The following is a 22,114-nucleotide window of genomic DNA, read 5'->3' on the forward strand; positions in this document are numbered from 1 at the left end:
GAACTTATATGCGGATTGTATTTATATCGATACTACTTTTTATTTCATCGTTAGGGGATGGACTTGCCGGTATTACTGATATTACAAGACTATCATCTAAAATTGTGGAGCTGAATGAACAGATTAGGCAAGAGCTTTACGGCAAGGTAAGCGGCGTAGTTGTGCTTAACATGAGAGGTAAACCCATTTTTGAGCAATACTATGGTTTTAACAGCAGAAATAGCCTAAATCAGATTAGCTCAGTCACCAAAAGCATCACATCACTAGCCTTAGGAATTTGTATCGATAGGGGTTTAATACCCTCAGTTGATGAGCCGATTGTTAAGTATTTTCCTGAATATAACAAGCAGTTCAATGAGTATCCGGCCAGGAAAAATATCACTCTAAAACATTTGCTTAACCAAACCACCGGATTAAAGTGGGATGAATGGTTTTTCCCATACAACTATGCGTCGAACAGCCTGATAGCCCTTTTGGAAAGTAAAGCGAATTGGATTGACCATTTTTTTAACCTGCCTGTCGATACCTTGGCGGGTGTAAAGTTTAACTATAACAGCCTATCGTCGCAGGTAATTGCTGAGGTGGTAAGCAGGGTTAGTGGCATGCCATTCAACCAGTTTGTTGTGGAAAATATCTTTAAACCGTTAGGCATTGACCAATACCGTTGGGATGAATACCCCAATAATCCATTCCCTGCATGGGGAGGGATATCCCTAACCACCCTCGATATGGCCAAGATTGGCCTATTGATGCTCAACAACGGAAGGTACAGGAACATGCAGATAGTTTCAGCTAACTGGATAAACAATTCCATAACCATTCAATCAGTATTTAATGAAAGTACTGGATATGGGCTACACTGGTGGGTTGAGCATCAAACCGGCGAGCCTTTAATGTACTATGCGGCAGGCTACGGCGACCAGTACGTGTTTGTTGTTCCGGAAAAAGAGATAGTTATTGCAATAAACGCGCAAAACTTTTCCGATTACCACTGGCCTAAACCGGTTATTGATATTGCCAGAACAATTGCAACCTCAATTTGAAAAAAGTAATCCCTAATACCAATCGTTATGTCAAAACTCAAAACTAATTATCTAGGAATAGAGCTGCGGAACCCGCTGATAGTGGGTGCATCGTCGCTCACGTCAAACATCGATACCCTGAAGGCCATTGAGAAGGCTGGAGCGGGTGCCGTTGTTTTTAAATCGCTTTTTGAGGAACAAATCCAGCTTGAGGAGCTGGAGCTGGAGAATGAGCTTGAGGAGTACAACGAGCGCCATGCCGAAATGGTTAAGCTATTTCCAACCCTTAAGCATGCAGGACCGGCCGAACATCTGGCCAAGCTTAAAAAAGCAAAGGAAACGCTTGGAATTCCGGTTATTGGTAGTCTTAACGCCATGCACCCCGATACATGGGCTGAGTATGCTCAAGCCATTGCCGATACCGGTGTCGATGCCCTTGAACTGAACTTTTACACCACCCCCAAGGATTTTGAGGTTGAGGGAAAAACAATCATCCAATCGCAGGTTGAGGTGCTGCAAAGCGTAAAAGAAAAAATTAAAATTCCTATTAGCGTTAAGCTTAGCCCATTCTATACCAACCCATTGGATGTTATTCGGCGGTTCGACGAGACCGAAGTAGATGGCTTTGTTCTGTTCAACAGGCTATTTCAACCCGATATCGATATCGATAAGGAGGAGCTGGTACAAACCATTATCCTCAGCGACTCCTCCGACCACAGGTTACCCTTGCGGTTTACCGGATTGCTTTACGGCAATATTGCTGCCGATATATGTGCTGCCACCGGCATTATGAATGGTAACGATGCCGTTAAGATGATTCTGGCTGGTGCCGATACTTTCCAGGTTGTTAGTACGCTTTACAGGAATGGCATTGACCACATTACCGAGATGCTCGCCCAAATTGAAGGCTGGATGAACAAAAAGGGGTATAAGTCCATTGACGATTTTAGGGGAAAGCTGGCCAAAAAGAACCTACACGATCCATTTGCATACCGCCGTGCCCAGTATGTAGATATCCTGCTCCGCTCCAACGATATTATTAAGACCAATGCCCTGAAGTAAATAGAAATTCTATAAAAATGAAAGCCGGCCTGGGATGCCGGCTTTTTGTATTAATGGTTTTCGGTTTGCCGCAGGCGGGTTTTTTAGCACTAAACTTCATTAGATGCACAAAGCTTGAATTTAGAACCTCACTGTCATAGAAGCACGAAAACCCCGCTTTTGCAAAACGGCTGTTAAGCTTGGTTTTTCTACCAGTCCATGTTAGCAGCATTGTCAATTTCCCTCATTAAATGGTCTGAAAATTCTCTCATAGTTTTAATGTCTGTCGTTGCGGTTGCATATGTTCCATTACCTGCAAGAGTCAATATTGTTGGTAATGCACACCCTTGAGTATAATACATTGCTGGCTTAAGTGAACCTTTCCAAAGAAATTTCACAAAGTCTTCAATCAACTTTATCACTTCTTCTTCATTGAATGTTAAATAGCCGTGTAATGAAAACCTGTTTTTTTGTTTTTTATGATTCATGAGAACTGGAACAGCCCCTGTTCCTGAATGAAAATAAAAAGCATTGCCATTCTTTCCAAATGCCCCATGTGCAACATAATTTCTTAACTGCTGTCTTACAATTAAAAGTTCGTCATAAAATTTGTTCGCCTCTTTAGAGTTATTTTTTATTGCAGCTTTAAATTTTGTTTTCCACTCTCCTTCAATAAGATTCGCAATATCTTCTCCATTTGACATATTTTCAGCAATAACTGCTAAATGAATAAACAAATGCTCCGTCCAACTAAAGAAAGCCTCAATGCAAGAAATTGCAAGCCAATTAGAATTCTGATGATATTGAAATCCGAGATTTACATATGAAGTGCTTTTGCCATATTCAAACTCTTTTGTCTCTGTCTTTATTTTGTCTTTATTCTTTAGATACTTTTTCCTCTCTTTCTTATACAATGATTTTAAATACAGAAACCTGTCGTAAAGTCTTTGGTTGTTATTTACAATATTAAATTCTGATTTTTTTACTGCTTCTTCTGCTAAGTAGTCGTAAAAAGGTCTAATACTTTTTATAGCTCCGTTGACTTTCTTAACTATCTCTTCCGCTTCAACCTCATCTTTGTCTTTGTCTTGAACGAATACTCCAACACCAAATTTTCTATATTCAATTAAAAAAGCTTTGCCTTTATAGTCAATTGGAAATGACCATGCAATTTTCTCAGACTTCCCTAAATTTTTGAAACCCAATAAATTGTTAAACAAGAAATAGACTAAAAAGTATTCTGAAAGACCTCGTCCTGCATTACTACGTTCAGCAGTAAACAAAAAATTATCTTTTGCTAACGTATTCTTGTCGGCTGGTTTTATAGGTGTTAATATTTTTAAAGCAGTTTGCTTATATTTTTCAATGTCAAAACTCATGTCTCTGTCTTAATAAAATTACGCCCAACGGTCGGCTGTTGCTTACGCTGGGGAGTTAACCGCCAGCGGCGTTATCCGCCGTTAAAAAGTTAGTTAAAGGTAGTAAAAATTCTGCATCTGCATCATTAGCCCCAGTGAAAGCAACTGCGTGTTGGCAATAGTTGTGTGTCCTGAGTTACCACAGGGTACTAAGATACAAAAGTTCTTTGAGATGGTAACAACAACTTTATCAGAGATGATAGACCCTGGATGTAAGGGCATTGGATAATTGCGGAGGTCGAGCGAACTGACTGGCTGAATTACTCCAACGCCCAACCAACAGGCGAACTATCGGCAAAGGCGTTCAGGCGTATTTGTCAAACCGCCATGTGGTGCTGGTGTAAAGAGCATCGGTGCTGAGCGACATGGTCAAAGCAAGCGTGGTCAGTTGTACGATTACCGCTTGCATGGTGAGGGCAGGGGAGTTGAATGCAAGTGATCCACTATCGACGTGTCGAAAATAACCTTTGCTGGAGCAAAATCGAGGGGGGAGCGACCCCGAGAGACCGAGCATAACGGAGACCTGACTACTGGTTATGCGCTCCACGGCATTAATGTGGCAAGAACCCTGTCTGGGCTCTGGTAAGGAACAGGAGAACCAGCGCTGCAATGCCAAGCGAAACGGCAGAGAACCTGTAAGGAAATGCCAAAAGTAGCGAAGTGCAGCGATGGGGCGGATGAAGCCGTAGTAGCGACCATACCCACGAGAGCGGAAGTAATGCCTACGCGAGCGAAGGGCTTCACATGACAGGTTCTTGTATGTATAACAACTTAATTTCATTAAGGATGATTTTTGTAGAAGAACAAAAGACGCAACTGATAACGAGGTTGCAGGTTCTAGAGGCTTTCAAACGTGCGAGAGCCAATGGCGGAAGTGCTGGTGTTGATGGCATTACCACAGCACAGGTGGAGGGCAACAAGCGCAAGTACCTGTACCCACTATGGAACAGGATGGCGAGCGGGAGTTACTTCCCCAAACCTGTCCGCCAGAGCCTAATTCCCAAAGCCAACGGCAAGAAGAGGGCGTTAGGGATACCCACCGTGACGGATAGGGTAGCGCAACAGGTGATAGCAACAGAGCTGGAGCATGACAACGATAACCGTTTCAGCCGTAACTCGTTCGGGTATCGCCCCAACAGGTCTGCACACGATGCCGTAGGGCAGTGCAGGATTAACTGTATGAAGTACAGTTGGGTTATTGACCTGGACATCAAAGGGTTCTTCGATAACATAGACCACGAGTTGCTCATGAAAGGCTTACGTTACTACACCAGCAAGAAGCATACTCTGCTGTACTGCGAGCGTTGGCTGAAAGCACCTGTCCAACTCCCCGATGGAACGCTCAAGCCGAGCGAGGGAAGGGGTACGCCACAGGGCGGGGTAATTAGCCCTATACTGGCTAACATCTTCCTCGACATCGTGTTTGACAAGTGGATGGAGAAGCACTACCCTGATGTAGCCTTTGAGCGGTACGCTGATGATATTGTGGTGCACTGCCAACATTTCAAGCAGGCGTTACGGCTCTTGGAGGCGATAAAGCAACGCATGAAGGACTGCAAGCTGGAACTGAACAGGGAGAAGTCCAAAATCGTGTACTGTCGCCGAAACCAAAAGAACCAACCCCCGTTCAAGGTTCACTATCAGAAGTTCGACTTCCTAGGGTTCACCTTCAAGCCACGCATCTCTATGATGAATGGCAAACTGAAACTGGGGTTTTCCCCTGCCATCAGCAGTCGGAACATAGCCCGAATTAGTGATGAGATATTCAAGCGAAAGATTCATCGCTGGGTACACTTTCCGCTGAGCAAGATTGCAGAGCTGCTTAATCCCCAAATCAGAGGGTGGGTGAACTACTACTCCAGGTTCCGAAAGTCCGAACTGCGGAAACTATTCCGAGTCATTAACATGCGTTTGGTGAAATGGATACGCAACAAGTATCGTAAATTCAGGCGTCGCCATTGGTACAATGCCTACAAATACCTGTGGGGTATTGCGCAACGCTATCCCTACCTGTTTGTGCATTGGCAATTTGGCTACTTGCCCTGATTGTCTTCGTCATGAAGAGCCGTATGAATCGAGAGGTTCACGTACGGTTCTGAGAGAGGCTTGGGGGTGTGATTCCCCCTTGCCTACTCGACTTTATTTTGTCTTATAAATAACCTCATATTCTTTAAAGTTTTTCATCCAATTTTCTATTGTCTTTGGTAATTGATTCTTAAATTCTTCAATATTTGAGAAATATAGAATTTTATTGTCATCAATAACTGCAGCGCAAAAACGATATAGTGAATCCACCATAATAATATTCTCCATATATGTATACATACCTCGCACTCCCGATGAAATAACTTTCATTTTTAAACTATCTATATCATTATATTGCGAAACCAATTGAGTAGAATTTACAAACAGATCATACGAATTGCCAACTAATTCTTTGAATGCTGAATCTTCTTGTGATGTTAATATTTCAAGGCTAATCAAGTTTTGTTTATTTGATAATTCTTTTGTGATTAATTTTGAATTTATGTATGTTCCAGAATAAGTGACAGATAGTCCAGTAAAACAACTGCCTTCTTTTTGATTAACCAAAATCATTGAATCACTTAATAGTCTAAATTCAATCGTACATAATTCTCCCATATCATCTTGACTCGAAAATATAGCTATTGTATCATCAACACTTGCTTTTCCTTCAATTTCTCCAGTATGTCCACCACTATGTGCAAAAATAAAAAAATCAATAGAATCGCTAGTTACTTTAGTAATCTCTAAGGTTGCATTACTTTTCCATTTTTTTCTAATCCATTCTCCTTTCCAATTATTGTTAACTGTCTTGTTTGAACAACTCGTTAAAACCATTATAGTAATTAAGATTTTTGTAATGTTTTTCATTTGTATGTAGTTTTTTAACATGTTTGCCAACTCGTTTATAACCGTACCAAAAGTAATTATATACATCTATTTAGGGCGTATAACCGTACTTTTTGTAAGGTTTATTTAAACAAAAGTAAAATATTTTCACAATTCATCAAATGGTCTTATGATTTTTTGTAAACCACTTTACCTAACACATGGATATGTTTGATAATGGTAGATTTTGAGATTAATAGGACGCAGATTTCGCTGATTTATTGGATTTACACAGTTTTAGATTAACCAACCACTAAACACCAAAAACCAAACACTAACCACAATCTCCCCTGTACACTGCACACTGCACACTGTACACTTCTTTATTCCATGTCGTTCCAACGCCTATCAAAGGCTATATACATTTTAAAGGTAAATCCGTGGTTTAGCAGAACACCTGAAAAATCCAAACCCAAATCTTCCTTTTTCCGCGTGTTTGCGCCAAAGGGTATAAACGCGGTTCCCTCAAAGTCGTATCCTGCTGCAAAAACTATTAGCGATGGGCCCGATTTAATGTAATACCTAAAACCTACCGAGAGGAAGTAGTGCACATTCACATTAAAAAACGATGAAGAGGTAACCGTGCGTCCTGGATTCAGGGCCTCAGCCATTTGTATACTTCTTGAGGTAAGCTTACCGGGCCCAAAACCAATCCTGTCCTCAGTTGATGCATAAACTGCCAGTTTCATTGGAGGTTGGCCTGGTATCAGGCCATATCGGCCTCCAACCTGGCATAGCTGCCTTAGCATATCAAAACCACCACTTAAGTTGAACGATCTGATTTTATAGAGCGAGTCGTATGCAGGCTTGCCAAACTTTAGGTCGTCAGGGAGGTTACCCTCGGTGGTTAGCGTGGCAATCTCTACGGGAAATCCCATTGATGTATATCCAAATCCCCAGTAAAATCCAGAATTGTCAGTGACATCACGTTGCCAATTCCCATCAACGTACCTTTTCTTTTTAAAATTTTTCAGGATATCTATATTGAAATAGGAATTGTTAAAGTCAGCCTGACTCTGGTAATCGCCAGGTGGTAACTCACCAGTCCAGTATAGCGTACCCGAGATGTTGGAGCGTTGAATCTTCAACCAGTAGCCCTTGAACCCAAGGTATCCCCCCCAACGGTATGCTTTGCTAATTGCGTTATTCTCGAACTGCGCATTTAAACCCAGTCGCAAACCAATACGCCGTATGCCAAAATTCCCCTCAACGCTCATCATCGATGAGGTGTTGAAATCAACCTCAAGGGGTTTACCTATGGCCTTATGCTGAATGAAATTAACATACCAGTTCATTTTGGGAGTATACCAAATCCCAATAAAGGCTGGTATTGTATCGTTAGAGCTGGCTAAGAGTTGCATCGTAATTGCAAACATCAGGATTAGAAAAAAAACATACTTTTTCATCCGTACAAAATATTTATTTATTAATTCAATGTTGTTTAGTTAAGGTTATTTGTCATGTTGCACTCAAGCGAAACATCTCAATGGGTCGATTAGAGATCCTTCGCTACGCTCAGGATGACAAATGAGGTTATTCGTGTAAGTTGCTCGTTGTTCGTGGGAAACGACCTCACACCCAGTCGTTTTCCCTGAGAGAGTTTGGAGTGGAAGAAGCAAATAAAGGCATAAAAGCCAGACCCGACAATGGGTCGGGGGTGGAACATGGCGGTGGGCTTAGTAAGCGATACCATATGAGCCACGCTACAGGCGTGGCGAATTGTATCGCGTGGCAGTTCCACCCACGGGGTACCCATCGGGTCGGGCTTTTCAGCCTTGATTTTCTTTGGTTCTTTCTTGTATCAAGACAAGAAAGAACGTTTAAATAGCTCTTTGTAATGCTTTTCCTTTGCGATGCAAGGCTTCAGTGTTGCTCTTTGGAAAAGGTGTTGCGTGCATCGCCTTACATATGGGAGTATTCATAGGGTTACAAATATTTCGCCCCTACGGGGCTGGAAGCGTTGTTCGCTATTTGTGAATCGATGTTCGAGAATATCACGTCACACGCTCTGTGTAACACCGTGTTACATTGTGTAACTCTATGATACTTGCTGTTACTCGTTGTTCGTGAAACTATTGTCATATTGAGCGCAAGCGAAACATCTCATGGGGCCGATTAGAGATCCTTCGCTCCCCGCTAGGGCGGGACAGGCCGCTCAGGATGACAAGCATGTTTATGTTTGTTAACTAAACTACATTGATTATTAATTACTAACTCGTTACTCTCTTGTTTTCAACAAACTTTATCGAGCGGATGGAACACCCATACTTTGTTCATCCGTGTTTGTATAAGTTGCCTTACATGGGTGTTTCATGGTGTTTTTTATTAAAGGTCAATAATAAGTGAGAAGGTAGAACATGAAATGCCTTTTTAAAACGTCATCAATTTAGCTGTTTTTCACACTTGGTTACTAATATTTCTTCTTTTTCAACCATTTTTTTATTGATACTTAGTAATATGAGTTTAACTGCATAAAATTGTTGATAAAAAATTCAATAATTACGCTATTCCATTCACGGGTAAGTGGGGTTATTTGGTTAACTTCGCATGTAAGGTTTAAGTGCTATTTTGCAAGTAATCAGGTAGATATTAATTCAATACACAGGTAAATGGGCCAGTTTGTTCATCTTCATGTTCATAGCCATTACTCAATCCTCGATGGGGCATCGAGTATTGACAAGCTAATTTCACGTGCCTTGGAGCTGGGAATGCCCGGCATTGCCCTTACTGACCATGGTAACATGTTTGGGGTAAAGGAGTTCCTATCAAAGGTAAGCATGGTAAACGGCAAGGTAAACGACGAAATAAAACAGCTTAAGTGCGATATTGAGAACGCCGAAGGTGAAATTGAACGTGGCGGAGGTAACCCTGCCGGGTTGGAGGAGCTTAGGTTGAAGCTTAAGGAGGCACAAGCCAAGCTTTTTAAGCCCATTGTTGGCTGTGAAACATACATTGCCAAAAAAAGCCGTTTCGATAGAACCGATAAAGAGGATAGGCATAACTACCACCTTATTCTGCTTGCCAAGAACAAGGAGGGTTACCATAACCTTATGAAATTGGTTAGCTATGGCTATACCGAGGGTTTTTACTACAAACCCCGTATCGATAAGGAACTGCTTCGCAAGTACAGCAAGGGAATTATTGCCTCAAGCGCTTGTTTGGGAGGCGAAATTCCTCAGGCCATTCTGAATGGTAATATCGATGAGGCCGAAAGGCTCATTTATGAGTATAAGGAGATTTTTGGCGACGATTTTTACCTTGAACTCATGCTGCATAAGTCGGGTGAGCCCCGAATTGATTATGAGGTTTACGAGAACCAGCTAAAGGTAAACGAGGCGCTTATTGAGCTATCGAAAAAGACGGGAGTTAAGTGCATTGCAACCAACGATGTGCATTTTGTGTTGGCCGACGATGCATCAGCTCACGATATCCTTATTTGCCTCAACACCGGTAAAAAGCTAAGCGAAACAAACCGAATGCGCTACACCTTTCAGGAGTACCTGAAAAGCGAGGAGGAGATGCTGGAACTTTTTCCCAACTGTCCCGAGGCCATAAGCAATACCATGGAAATTTACCAAAAGGTTGAGGTTTACGATATATCCAGTAAACCTATTATGCCTTATTTTCCCTTACCCGATGGGTTTACTGACGATAACGATTACCTCCGCTACCTCACCTACGAAGGGGCAAAGCAACGTTGGGGCGAGAACCTAAGCGATACCATTGTTGAGCGTTTGGAGTTTGAGCTGGGAGTAATTGCCCGAATGGGATACCCCAGCTACTTCCTTATAGTTTGGGACTTCATTAAGGCTGCTCGCGATATGGGGGTATCAGTTGGGCCCGGTAGGGGTTCTGCTGCCGGTTCAGCAGTGGCCTACTGCTTACGCATTACCGATATCGACCCCATTAAGTACGACCTGCTGTTTGAGCGTTTCCTAAACCCGGAGCGTGTTTCAATGCCCGATATCGATATCGACTTTGATGAAGACGGGCGCGAGGATGTGCTTCAGTATGTTGTTAACAAGTATGGAGCCAAGCGCGTGGCGCATATTGTAACCTTTGGTACAATGGCTGCCAAATCGTCCATCAAGGACGTGGCCCGAACGCTTGAAGTGGAACTGCCAGTTGCCGACAGGTTGGCCAAAATGGTTCCTGAGCGCCCAAATATCACCCTAAAAAAAGCTTTTGAGGAGGTGCCTGAGCTTGAAAAGGAGACCAAATCCGAAAACCCGTTAATTCGTCAAACCCTTAGGCACGCTCAGGTTTTAGAGGGTACAGTGCGCCAAACCGGAGTGCACGCCTGCGGTATTATCATTGGCCGCGATGACCTTGAGGAATACATTCCACTCTGCACAAACTCCGATGCAAAGCTATTTGTTACCCAGTACGAAGGCACTCAAGTGGAGGACATTGGTTTGCTCAAAATGGACTTCCTTGGGTTGAAAACCCTGTCCATAATTAAGGATACCCTTCAGCTTATTGAGCAATCAACAGGCAAAAAGGTTGATATCGACTCCATACCGCTTGACGATTCCAAAACCTTTGAGCTTTTCTCGCGAGGCGAAACCACTGCCATCTTCCAGTTCGAGTCGCCCGGGATGAAAAAGTACATGCGCGCCCTGCAGCCCAACCGCTTTGAGGATCTTATAGCCATGAACGCCCTTTACCGCCCGGGCCCCATGGATTACATTCCAAGCTTTGTTAACCGAAAGCACGGCCGTGAACCTATTGTTTACGATATCCCCGAGATGGAGGAGGTGCTTAAGGATACCTATGGTATCACCGTTTACCAGGAGCAGGTGATGCTTTTGTCGCAAAAGCTTGCAGGCTTTTCAAAGGGTCAGGCCGACGCCCTGCGTAAGGCAATGGGTAAAAAGCTCAAAAAGGTGATGGATGAGCTTAAGGAGAAATTTATTGAGGGTTGCCTAAGTAAGGGATACGATAAAAAGATTGTTGAAAAAATATGGTCCGACTGGGAATCGTTTGCTGAGTATGCGTTTAACAAGTCGCACTCAACCTGCTACGCATACGTTGCCTACCAAACCGCTTACCTAAAGGCACACTTCCCGAGCCAGTTCATGGCTGCCGTGCTTAGCCGTAACCTTTCCGATATCAAAAAGATTACCACTTTTATGGACGAGTGCCGCCGCATGGGTATTCAGGTGCTTGGTCCCGATGTGAATGAAAGCCAGATTAAGTTTGCCGTTATGCCAAACGGCGATATCCGTTTTGGTTTAGGCGCTATTAAAGGGATGGGAGAGAATGCAGCACAAAACATCATTGAAATAAGAGCTAAAGGGGGGAAGTACAAGAATATCTTCGATTTCTTTGAACGGGTAAACCTACAAACTGTAAATAAGAAGAATCTTGAGGTTCTTGCAGTTGCCGGCGCCTTTGATAATCTTATTGATTTTGACCGCAGTGTACTATTGGCAGTTGATGCTAAGGGTGTATCGTACCTTGAGCAGCTTATGCGCTACGGAATAAAGGTACAATCGGAAAAGAATAGTACCCAGCAATCGCTTTTTGGGTCGGTTCCCGGCTTTGAGGTTCCTAAACCTGCACCGCCCAAGGCAGACCCATGGCCAACCATTGAAAAGCTGAACAAGGAAAAGGAGGTGATAGGTATCTACCTTTCAGCCCATCCGCTCGATGAGTTCCGTTTTGAAATTGAAAGCCTTTGCAATGTGTCCATTGCCGACCTTAAGGCCAACATGGAGCAGTATCGCGACAGGGATGTAACCATTGCCGGCATGACCATAGCCTCGCGTATCGATACTGCTAAAAATGGGAAACAGTATGGGCGCATAACCCTTGAAGATTACACCGATTCCATGGATATCATGCTCTTTGGTAAGGACTTTGAGAGCTACCGGAACTTTTGCTTTAACGGCTACTACATCATGGTCAGGGGTAAGGTTCAGCCTAAAACCTATAAGCCCGAGGAGCTTGAGTTACACATCAAGTCAATTAACATGCTTTATGATGTGCGCGAAAAGATGATAAAGAGCATTACGCTTAACCTTCCCCTCGATGAGATTAACGATATTTTTATTGACGATATTTTGAAGTATGTGCAACGCGATAAGGCTAATATCACCCTAAAATTTAAGGTTTACGATCCGGAGTACCAGGTTGCTGTGGATTTGTTCTCCAGGGCTTACCGCGTAAACATAACTCAGGATTTTATTGATTACCTTAACGATAGCGAGATTAACTACAAAGTTGCCATGGAGTAAACCTTTTATCAAATTTTTGGTTTAAATTTGTAATTGTTTTGATATCGACAAATCTAACTTAAAACATATAAACTATGGCATTAGCAGTAACTGACGCAAATTTTGATGAGCTTGTGCTCAACTCCGGAAAACCCGCAATGGTTGATTTTTGGGCAGAGTGGTGTGGGCCCTGCCGTATGATTGCTCCTTACGTTGAGCAAATGGCTGAGGAGTATAAGGATAAGGCAGTGGTAGCAAAGGTTGATGTTGACAGCAACCCAGGAATTGCCGCACGCTATGGTATTCGCAATATTCCTACCGTTTTATTCTTTAAGAACGGGCAAATGGTCGATAAACAGGTAGGCGCTGTACCCAAGAGCGCTCTTGTTGCTAAGCTCGAGGCATTACTGTAAGTATTTCAATCACCATACAAGCCGGGTGTGCTTTACCCGGCTTTAGTTTTTTTAATTTGATAGCTATGCGAGTTTGTGTTTACTGTGCTTCCAGCTCAAAGGTAGATGCCAAGTACTTTGAGGCGACTAAAGTTTTAGCCAAAGAGCTTGTGGCCAAAAATGTAACAATTGTTTACGGTGGCGGCTCCCATGGGCTTATGGGCTGCATTGCCGATACCGCATTAGAGCATGGTGGTAAAGTAATTGGCGTTTTACCCCGTTTCATGGAGAAGGTGGAGTGGGGGCATAAGAACCTTACCCAGCTCATACTGGTTAAGGATATGCATGAGCGTAAAAAGCTGCTTATTCAGGATGTTGATGCGGTTGTAGCCCTGCCTGGCGGTTGTGGAACACTTGAGGAACTCATGGAGGTTATAACCCTTAAACGGCTTGGTAAGTTTACCAAACCTATTGTAATACTGAACACTGACAATTTCTACTACCACCTTAAGGAGATGCTCCAAAAGATGATTGATGAACGATTCATGCGTGATGAGCATAATGCCATCTGGCAGTTTGTTGATAATCCGGAGGAAGTAATACCGGCAATACTAAATGCTCCCCATTGGGATTCCGATGCAATTAACTTTGCGGCGGTATAAATGGCTATTAACTATTACAATTAGTTCATGTATAATAGTAGTTTCATGAGTTAAAAAATTCAACCGGGCTAATTTCTAGAGGAATGAATCGGAATGAATCGGAATAAATAGAATATGATGGAGTTAGAGGAAGTTAGAGGAATTTTAGTTCGTTAAACGTGAACAGTAGGCTTTATAAAGTAAAACACGAGATTTTGAGTGGAAATGATTCAGAATGATTAGGAAATTCAAAATATGAGGGAGTTAGAGGAATATGGGATAGCTAAATCTTATACCTTGAAATATAAAGTTTTACCAGTCTGATAAAAAATAGGAACGCAGTAACATTTTTAGAGACGAATAGTCAATAAAAACAAAAAAATACTAGTCATTAATTGGCTAGTATTTTTTTTGTATTAGGTTTGGAACAGTAGTAAAAAAGGATATTAATACTGATTTTTAATCAACATTAATTTACATTCAAAAAATACTCAATAACGCTATCTTTTCCATTAAGATAATCATCATGAGTTCTTTTAATTTCAATATCTGGCGTGAGCCCATAATTAAACCCTTGACTGCAGGCGTTTTTAACCATTCGGTGAGCTACCATTAATGTTATGTTTGGTATAGATAATTGAATGGGAACAAGAGATGTGTATGTTGAAGTCCGACCAAACGTTTCTTCTCCTATAAGGGTTGCAAAATTATAACACTTACAAGTAGATGCAAATGTCAATGCTGCAGAGAATGTTTTACTCCCTATTAAAACAAATACTTTACCATTGTATTTAACCCTATTCTTAACTTTAATAGCTGAACTATCTAATTCAACTATGCTGCCATCATTAGTTAAAAAGTAATTATTATATTCTGGACTTTTAAGGTATGAACTATCAGAGAGTTCTTCCTTTAGGATTTCTTCGTATAATTTCTTTTGATGCAAACTTCTTTTTAAATAAGCTTTCCCCATACTATAATCATTTGTTGCAATGTAATCAAGAATACATAAACTTGGGTAATCCCTTCCCCCTTCATTATTCCGAATGTCTATTAGCAAAGTATCTATTTTTCTTGCATTAAGAATACTAAATACTGAGTCAATCTTTTCCTTATATACCAATTCTTGATCTTTACTAATGTCGAACGAAGGCAATGTTAGCAAAGCAACGTTTTTACTTGGATGTAACTGCAGATAAATTAAATTTGGGAGTTTGATGATTGAATTCGAAAAATATTCGGTATTATTAGGCTTGTATGATCGATTAAATTTAATAATATCCTTAATTTTAGCTGAGTTAATAGTACAAAATTGAACCGAATCATTTTTACTTCTTTTATATCCTATTAGATACGAATCCTTTCCCCTGTTAGCAAAGAAATCAAGAGCAGTAAAATCATCAACCACTTTACTTTTTCTGATGACCAAGTTGTCGCTATGTTTATATCTGGAATAATCATCAATAATACTTCCAATGCTTTTATTGTCGATAGAAACTAACTGATAACCTGGCTTAACTATTTCATCAAAAACGGAAATTTTTATAAATACATCATCATTATTTTGGTATAGGGTAAAGGGAAAGAGTCCTTTACCATTGTTTAAGCCTTTATTCAAGTATTTACCAAAGGGGCAGGGAAGTTGTATATGGCCATCGTTAAATGAATTAACTATCGGCAGTAGCACTTTATAAAGTTCAATCTCAGATAATTGATCGGGTAAATTTTGAACCAATGACTTTTGTATTGAATCTATGTTTTGTTTACTTGTGCTATGGTATGGATTCGGATGAACTACTTCAATTGACGATCGAATTTCATCCAAAACTTTAATAACTTCATTTTTAGAATAATCTTGTTTCTGCCCATAGCTCTTAATGGTAAAGCTGAAAATGATTGAATACAAAATCAAAATTAGCTTTGAAAAAATAATTCTGTTCATAATGCTTTAAGATTTAAGTTGTTAGGTTTGTTTTAGTTTTAGTTTTAGTTGTAGTAATTACTTTGTAATTATTTCATTTGTCTATTTTACTTTAGTTGAATAATGCAATTAAACTGTTAATTTAGCGAAGTAACTTTTTTTAATACAGAGCAATTCGTTATTATTATTTACTCGTTCCTATACACAAACAGCCTGCTATCGCCAATTTCATCGTACGATACCATTTTACCCTTGAGGGTAGGGGCTTTAACCCCTTCGCCAAAGAACTTATTGCCCACAAACATTCGGGCTTCGTCCCAAAGGTTTTTCTGTATAAAGCTGTTGAGTAGCATTGCTCCGCCCTCAATTATTACTGAAAGTATTTCCCTTTCTGCTAATTCCTTAAGTATTTGAGCCTCTACGCCTTTTACAAAGTCAATGGTTATAATCTCCAGATTATCGATTCCTGTAAACTCACTTTTTCGGGCCAAAGCGCTACTATTGTTTCCGGTAACAAGTAGGGTTGGCTGGCTTCCATCAAACACATTGGAGTTAAGGGGCAAGCGCAACTTGCGGTCAACAACCACGCGTATTGGTGAACGTCCACTCCAGTTCCGTACGTTAAGCTGGGGATTATCCTTTTCCACCGTGTTAGTTCCAACAAGCACAGCCTGTTCCTCGCTGCGCCAGCGGTGAACAAGTGAACGTGCCAGCTCATTGGTTATCCAGTTTGAGCCTACAGGTTCATTGGGTTCCCTCTTTTTATCAATAAAACCATCCATGGTTTGAGCCCATTTCAAAATTACATAGGGTCGGTTCTTGGTATGGAAGGTAATAAACCGTCTATTAAGCTCAATGGCCTCGTTCTCCAGTACACCTACTATAACTTCCTTGCCGTTTTGTCTAAGTATCTCAATCCCCCTTCCGGCTACCTTGGGGTTAGGGTCGGTGGTGGCAATCACCACGCGGGGAATTTCGTATTCAACAATCCTGTCGGTGCAGGGTGGGGTTTTGCCATAGTGTGAGCATGGCTCAAGCGAAACGTATAGTGTTGATTCTTTGAGTAACTCCTTGTTCTGAACCGAATTAATTGCATTCACCTCAGCATGGGCTTGCCCGTACATGGCGTGAAAACCCTCTCCAATTATTTGGTTATTATGAACAATAACAGCACCAACCATAGGATTTGGTGCAACATTACCTTGCCCACCCAAGGCAAGTTCAAGGCATCGGGCCATGTATTTACGGTGAACATCGGCATTCTCCATAAAAAATGTAATTTTGTTTTACACAAAGTTAAGCAATTTTATGGAGCATATCACCCTTAGCGGTATACTTAATCATGTTTCCAGGAGTCTTAGTGGAAGTTTCAATGAGAACGAACTACACACCATAAAAAAGTACATAGCAGAGGCGGTGTTAAATGTTCCATACCATCAAGTGTTTATAAACAAGCATCATGAGGTTAAGCACGAGGATGTTCAAGAGGTTGAACGAATCATTTCTGAACTCATAAGCGGTAAGCCATTGCAATACGCCATTGGTTTGGCTTACTTTTCCGACTTGGTTTTAAAGGTTACGCCCTCGGTTCTTATTCCGCGCCCCGAAACCGAAGAGCTGGTGTCGTTAATTGTGAAGGAGAATAGGATTGTTGCCCCAAGAATTCTTGATGTAGGAACAGGAAGCGGTTGTATTGCCCTTGCTTTAGCAAAGCATATTCCCGATGCAAGCGTTACCGCAATCGATATTTCCACCGATGCCCTTGATGTGGCGCAGCACAATGCAAAATCAAATAATTTGAATGTGAATTTTTTTCATGGTGATATTTTACAACCCACAGTGCTCGACGGTTATACCTTCGATATCATTGTTAGCAATCCGCCCTACATTAGGGATTCGGAAAAGGTGCTAATGAACAGGAATGTACTGGACTTTGAGCCGCACATTGCTCTGTTTGTCCCCGATTCCGACCCCTTAAAGTTCTACCGAGCAATAGCCCTACACTCCGTTAGGTGTTTGGAAACTTCGGGCTGGCTTTGGTTTGAGATTAATGAGGCTCTCGGTTCAGAGATTGTTAACCTTTTAAAATCATTAGGATTTGGTAATGTTTTGCTGATTGACGATTTTAGAGGCAAACCCCGATTTGTAAAAGCCCAAAAGTGTAACCCATGATTAAAGGCGAAAACCATAAAGCGTTAACTCCCCAAAAGGCCATGGAGCGGTTACAGTACCTTTGTGCTCGACAGGAGAAATGCACTCACGATTTGGTGCAAAAGCTTAAGCAGTGGGGTTTTGCTCAAGCAGAAATTGATAAAATTGTTGGCAAGCTCTCATCCGATGGGTATGTGGACGATAACCGCTTTGCCCGGCTTTACGTTAGGGAAAAAAGCCGAATAAACAAATGGGGGCCACTAAAGCTTAGAGCAATGCTTGCTTCAAAGGGCATTGCAAAGGATATAATCGATCAGGCCCTTAATGAGCTGAGCTATTCCGAAAATCCGATTAATCTTTTTGACCTCCTTAACAAGAAAATGCCCCAGGTAAAGGCTAAAAACAGGTTCGACTTGCGTAATAAGCTAATTCGGTTTGGCGCTTCGCGGGGCTTTGCCCTGGACGAAGTGATTGATACGGTTAACCGTTTGCTTGGAGCTGAGGAGTAAAAACCTTATTAGCCCTTAATCACCTTAACCGCGCCAAGATACTTACCATTGAGGTATGCTGTGAGTATGTAAATCCCTTTCTGCAAATCCTGGGCCTGATATCGGTACACAAACGACGTTAGGGTTGCATTTTCGCTCATTTGCCAAACCACTGATCCGGAAATGGATGTAAGCTTTAGGGTGATTTGACCTGCTTCGGGTAGTATTACCCTTAGATCGAAGTATTCATTGAACGGATTGGGTATTGCTGAGATCATAATTGGATTAGGCTCGTCCTTGCATACCCCGGGTAGGTTAGCATCAAGCCAAAGCAACCGGCTGGAGACGAAATTTTTCAGGTAGTTGACCTCCTGCTCGTACGTACTTCCAACAAATGCATTAGGCCAAACCCATACACCAAGTGAGTTGAAGGTATTGTAGTTTCGTATTCTGGCATCTTGTATTAGCGTTGTCATGCTATCGATAATGGCATGGACACCGGTACGGGTTAGTAATCCACTACTTTTAAGCTCTTCCCATCGGCATCGAGCCATATTGTTGAACTTATCGTCGGTGGTAAACTTATCCCACCAAAAGGGAGGTTGGTAGTAATCGTCGGCGCTAATCGATTTGTAAACCCAACCCTGTGGCGAGTCGCCACTGTAGTAGTTGGCATTGCCAAAGGTAAGGTCGTAATCCCACATTGGGCCTAAGGTTAACTTTCCTCCCTTACTATCCTTATCCTTGTACAGGAAAGTGCTTATGCGGTAGGCATCAATGTTTTTTGATAATTCATTAACCAAAAAGTAATCAACAGCCGATGCCATATTAACGTAGCGGTAGTAGCCAAGGAAAGGGTCGTTCCAGTACGATGAGTTTAGGGTATTCTCAAAGGTGGTGATGTAGTTACGGATATAATTCTTTTGAACCGGTAGGATATTCTCTGGTTTAGGGTAGTGCCAAAGGAAGTTAATGGGCTTTCCGTTGTGTGTATAGGGCGATGCCCAACCGAACTCATCAAAATCACCCTTATCAATTTTAACTATGTAGCCACCAGTTAAATCATCGCCTGAAATATCGTTTTGGGTAAGTTTAGCAATATTCACGCGGTTTTTATCGCGACGAACTTTCTCAATAAGAAGGTATAGGCCGGCATACTGTTCGTTGAGGATTAGCTCACAGAAAGCCGTTCTGGGAGCATAGCGCCCCATGCGCCTACCAATTTCGTATGCAAGAGCGTTACGAATGAGCGATTTATCGTTGTAAGGCCCGTAAAGTGCCCAGTCGTTGCCAGGGGGCATTCCCATCAGGGCAGAGTCAATGTTTTCGCCCAGTACGTTAATTAGCTCCACATTGTAACTTTTCTTTGGCCAGTCGTTCCATAGCGACGATTGGCCACGGTACTCAAGATGAATAGTACCATTGTAGGTAAAATCGTTATCGGCTATACTGTTAGGGGGGCTTTGCTTATCAACAACTTTCATGGTTGCCACTATTTCGTTGTCGGATTGAATGGCTTGGCCTTGGGTATCAATAATCACTATGGGCAAATTGCTGCTAAGCGAGGTTACGGGTGGGTTAAACCACTCCGGTGTAGGGCGATAGTAAGTGTTATTCACCGTGATACCAAACGATAAAAAAGGAATGATACTCAAATCCGATGAATTGATACCCGTGTTGTGAACCTCTATGGCCAAAACATTCAAACCGCTCCTTAGTGCGTTGCTCAGAACATCTTTTTTTATCAAAAAATCGGTGGGATTTCCACCGGTGTACATCATAGCCTCTCTATTTTCCGATGATGGTGTATCCCAGTTTACGTTTACTCCCTGTAAACCTGCCGAGCGTGCAACTTCAACTCCATTAATCCATGCAATAAAGGCATCGTCGTAATCGACACTTAGCACGGCCATTGCTATTTCATCAACATCGGAAACAATAAAGGTAGTTCTGATGCTTACCGATATGCAGCTGGGAACAACTGTGGCATCGTCGTTATCGCCGTACCCAAAGCCACCAGGCCCTTGAGGCCATTGACTATCATCATAGCTGTGTAGTGTCCATCCTGTTGGGGTTGTGGTTTGGTTTACCCTATACCGCCAGGTATCGCTGGCAAAAATGGCTGTTTCCCAGTGATTAATGGTTTGAGAATAGGCACTCTGTACCAAAAGGAAAATTGAAAGAATAGAATTTATGCGCATTTAACAAAAACTTAACCGTCAAAAATACAAAAAGGATTAAGCCAATAGTTGCTATGAAAGAAATGATGTAGCTAAAAAATGGGGAGATAGAAACATTGTTAATGGAATGAGGAGGAATGAATCGGTATAGACAGAATATGATGGAGTTAGATGAAGTTAGAGGAATTGTGAAAAGTGAAAAGTGAACAGTTAAATGTGTGATTTTAGGCGGAAATGAGGCGGAATAGGCAGAATATGATGGAGTTAGAGGAAGTTAGAGGAATTTTTAGTTCGTTAAACGTGAACGGTGAGCCGTGAACCGTGAGCCATTAAAAGTTAAAGGAAGAATTTTGAATATGATGGAGTTAGAGGAAGTTAGAGGAATAGTTAAAAGTGAACAGCTAAGGCAAAGTATTTTGAATTAACAAATTCAACCGGGCTAATAAAATAATGGACGCAGTAATATTTTTAGAGTTGGGATTGCCTTTGTAAGCCAATAGAAAAAAGCTATTTACATGTTTTTTTGTGTTTCTATTCACTAATCTCGGTTTAAGAATTTTGCAATTATTCATGCTGGCAAAAGTGTATTGCTTCCTTAAAAACTCCGAATGGAATAAAAGTAAGGCTACCTTGAGGGTAGCCTTATATTTCTACAAATTCTTTACTCTTTTTAGGCTTAACAGCTTTGTAATCCAATTAGGAATTGGTTTATGTGGGTCACGTTTATCCATATTAAGCTGTATGCCCAAGGACTTAATGAGGGGCAGACGGTGAGTTTCAACAAATTCAATGAGAGTTCCATCGGGATCCTCAATGTATGAGAAATGACCGGCAGCTTCACCCATGTCAAAGCTACCCTTTTCGTTGTGCTTTACGTTGGAGTTTACAGTGAACGGGAAACCCTTAGCTACGCATTCATTTTCCAGGTCGTTCATGTTTTTCATGTCAAAACACAGGTGAATAAACCCTAAATCGCCCCAGAAACGGTTTTTGAATATTTTGTTGGGTTCGCGATCGAGTGCCTGAACCAGTTCTATTTCCGATTTACCAAAGAAATTGCTGAAGCTGCCTTTTCGGTTTTCGGAGTGGGTGAGTAGCATTCTACGGAAGTTTCCCTTGCCTCCTGGGAGTTCTGCTACATCATCAAAATTTCCTGATTTGTCGTATAAAACCGTATCGTATCCCAGGATATCACGGTAAACCTTAAGGGCGTTTTCAATATCGCTAACGCCAATAATTGCTCCACCAACCCCAGAAACAGGCTTTTTCTCGTCCTTGAAAATGTAGCTGTGGCTGTATATTTCAAAGAAATTACCAAATGGATCTTTAATAAAAAAATGCTCATCGCCATTTGGATTTACCGCAAGCTGGCTAACAGGAACACCCATGCTTTCAAAGTACTCATAGGCTTTTTTTACATTGGGACATTTGATTTTTGCTGCAAAGATCCCTTTATCGCCAAGCAATACCTGAAATTCTGGCATAAGTGGAGTTCGGCCCTTATACTGCCATATTTCGAATCCACCACCACCTTGCATGTTTAGAGCAAGGGCAGCGTGGCGCTGTTGAGGTTGTCCACCCGTATAGGGGAGCATAAGCTCAGCCACAGTATTATCCTCAAAAATTCGAATATCAAAACCCAGATGCTCCTTGTACCATTTCCATGCCTCAGAGAGGTTTGATATCCCTATCCCAACCTGTTGGATACCGTATATAATTTTCGACATAG

At 41.7% G+C, this 22,114-nt stretch carries 16 protein-coding genes; 8 read left to right on the plus strand and 8 right to left on the minus strand.

The genetic code is table 11. From position 1 onward, the window contains the following. The first annotated feature begins 8 nt into the window (after window positions 1–8). Window positions 9–1,043, plus strand: coding sequence for a serine hydrolase domain-containing protein (locus tag AB6811_RS06910; RefSeq protein WP_369489712.1), 1,035 nt, complete (start codon window positions 9–11; stop codon window positions 1,041–1,043). A gap of 27 nt (window positions 1,044–1,070) precedes the next feature. Beyond that, on the plus strand, window positions 1,071–2,084 hold the full coding sequence (locus AB6811_RS06915; RefSeq protein ID WP_369489713.1) for a dihydroorotate dehydrogenase-like protein: 1,014 nt from the start codon (window positions 1,071–1,073) through the stop codon (window positions 2,082–2,084). Window positions 2,085–2,272: 188 nt separating this feature from the next. Here the strand turns inward: AB6811_RS06915 and AB6811_RS06920 are convergent, their stop codons facing one another. Continuing rightward, window positions 2,273–3,442, minus strand: coding sequence for a hypothetical protein (locus AB6811_RS06920; RefSeq protein ID WP_369489714.1), 1,170 nt, complete (start codon window positions 3,440–3,442; stop codon window positions 2,273–2,275). A gap of 825 nt (window positions 3,443–4,267) precedes the next feature. On the opposite strand from AB6811_RS06920, the gene ltrA reads away from it, so the two are divergent. After that, on the plus strand, window positions 4,268–5,527 hold the full coding sequence (ltrA, locus tag AB6811_RS06925; protein WP_369489715.1) for a group II intron reverse transcriptase/maturase: 1,260 nt from the start codon (window positions 4,268–4,270) through the stop codon (window positions 5,525–5,527). Window positions 5,528–5,620: 93 nt separating this feature from the next. Here ltrA and AB6811_RS06930 read toward each other — a convergent pair whose 3' ends face one another. The 3 genes from AB6811_RS06930 to AB6811_RS06940 form a co-directional block, all read right to left on the minus strand. After that, window positions 5,621–6,376, minus strand: a complete 756-nt coding sequence (locus AB6811_RS06930) for a hypothetical protein (protein WP_369489716.1) — start codon at window positions 6,374–6,376, stop codon at window positions 5,621–5,623. A gap of 341 nt (window positions 6,377–6,717) precedes the next feature. Continuing rightward, window positions 6,718–7,800 (minus strand): hypothetical protein, encoded by a 1,083-nt coding sequence (locus AB6811_RS06935; RefSeq protein WP_369489717.1) that lies wholly within the window; start codon window positions 7,798–7,800, stop codon window positions 6,718–6,720. A gap of 89 nt (window positions 7,801–7,889) precedes the next feature. Then, window positions 7,890–8,150 (minus strand): hypothetical protein, encoded by a 261-nt coding sequence (locus AB6811_RS06940; RefSeq protein ID WP_369489718.1) that lies wholly within the window; start codon window positions 8,148–8,150, stop codon window positions 7,890–7,892. Between the two features lie 853 nt (window positions 8,151–9,003). On the opposite strand from AB6811_RS06940, the gene dnaE reads away from it, so the two are divergent. The 3 genes from dnaE to AB6811_RS06955 all read left to right on the plus strand — a co-directional run bounded on the left by dnaE (window position 9,004) and on the right by AB6811_RS06955 (window position 13,666). Next, window positions 9,004–12,633, plus strand: coding sequence for a DNA polymerase III subunit alpha (gene dnaE, locus AB6811_RS06945; RefSeq protein WP_369489719.1), 3,630 nt, complete (start codon window positions 9,004–9,006; stop codon window positions 12,631–12,633). Window positions 12,634–12,707: 74 nt separating this feature from the next. Then, window positions 12,708–13,025, plus strand: a complete 318-nt coding sequence (trxA, locus tag AB6811_RS06950) for a thioredoxin (protein ID WP_369489720.1) — start codon at window positions 12,708–12,710, stop codon at window positions 13,023–13,025. A 65-nt stretch (window positions 13,026–13,090) separates the two neighbouring features. Continuing rightward, window positions 13,091–13,666, plus strand: a complete 576-nt coding sequence (locus AB6811_RS06955) for an LOG family protein (RefSeq protein WP_369489721.1) — start codon at window positions 13,091–13,093, stop codon at window positions 13,664–13,666. 448 nt (window positions 13,667–14,114) lie between these two features. Here AB6811_RS06955 and AB6811_RS06960 read toward each other — a convergent pair whose 3' ends face one another. Beyond that, window positions 14,115–15,587: a S41 family peptidase gene (locus tag AB6811_RS06960; RefSeq protein WP_369489722.1), complete on the minus strand. Its 1,473-nt coding sequence runs from the start codon at window positions 15,585–15,587 to the stop codon at window positions 14,115–14,117. A 167-nt stretch (window positions 15,588–15,754) separates the two neighbouring features. Further along, the gene (gene ribD / locus AB6811_RS06965; RefSeq protein WP_369489723.1) at window positions 15,755–16,834 is read right to left on the minus strand and encodes a bifunctional diaminohydroxyphosphoribosylaminopyrimidine deaminase/5-amino-6-(5-phosphoribosylamino)uracil reductase RibD; all 1,080 of its coding nucleotides are present in this window, start codon (window positions 16,832–16,834) and stop codon (window positions 15,755–15,757) included. Window positions 16,835–16,874: 40 nt separating this feature from the next. Between ribD and prmC the strand changes: the two genes are divergently transcribed. Together prmC and AB6811_RS06975 are read left to right on the plus strand one after the other, a co-directional pair. Further along, on the plus strand, window positions 16,875–17,738 hold the full coding sequence (gene prmC / locus AB6811_RS06970) for a peptide chain release factor N(5)-glutamine methyltransferase (protein WP_369489724.1): 864 nt from the start codon (window positions 16,875–16,877) through the stop codon (window positions 17,736–17,738). Further along, the gene (locus AB6811_RS06975; RefSeq protein ID WP_369489725.1) at window positions 17,735–18,226 is read left to right on the plus strand and encodes a regulatory protein RecX; all 492 of its coding nucleotides are present in this window, start codon (window positions 17,735–17,737) and stop codon (window positions 18,224–18,226) included. The genes prmC and AB6811_RS06975 overlap by 4 nt, the downstream gene beginning before the upstream one ends. A gap of 8 nt (window positions 18,227–18,234) precedes the next feature. Here the strand turns inward: AB6811_RS06975 and AB6811_RS06980 are convergent, their stop codons facing one another. Further along, window positions 18,235–20,406, minus strand: a complete 2,172-nt coding sequence (locus AB6811_RS06980; protein WP_369489726.1) for a CotH kinase family protein — start codon at window positions 20,404–20,406, stop codon at window positions 18,235–18,237. Between the two features lie 629 nt (window positions 20,407–21,035). Then, window positions 21,036–22,112 carry a VOC family protein gene (locus AB6811_RS06985; protein WP_369489727.1) on the minus strand — a complete coding sequence of 359 codons (1,077 nt, stop codon included), beginning with the start codon at window positions 22,110–22,112 and terminating at the stop codon, window positions 21,036–21,038. Between the last annotated feature and the right edge of the window lie 2 nt (window positions 22,113–22,114).

The organism is Tenuifilum sp. 4138str (assembly GCF_041102575.1).
GTDB lineage: Bacteria > Bacteroidota > Bacteroidia > Bacteroidales > Tenuifilaceae > Tenuifilum > Tenuifilum osseticum.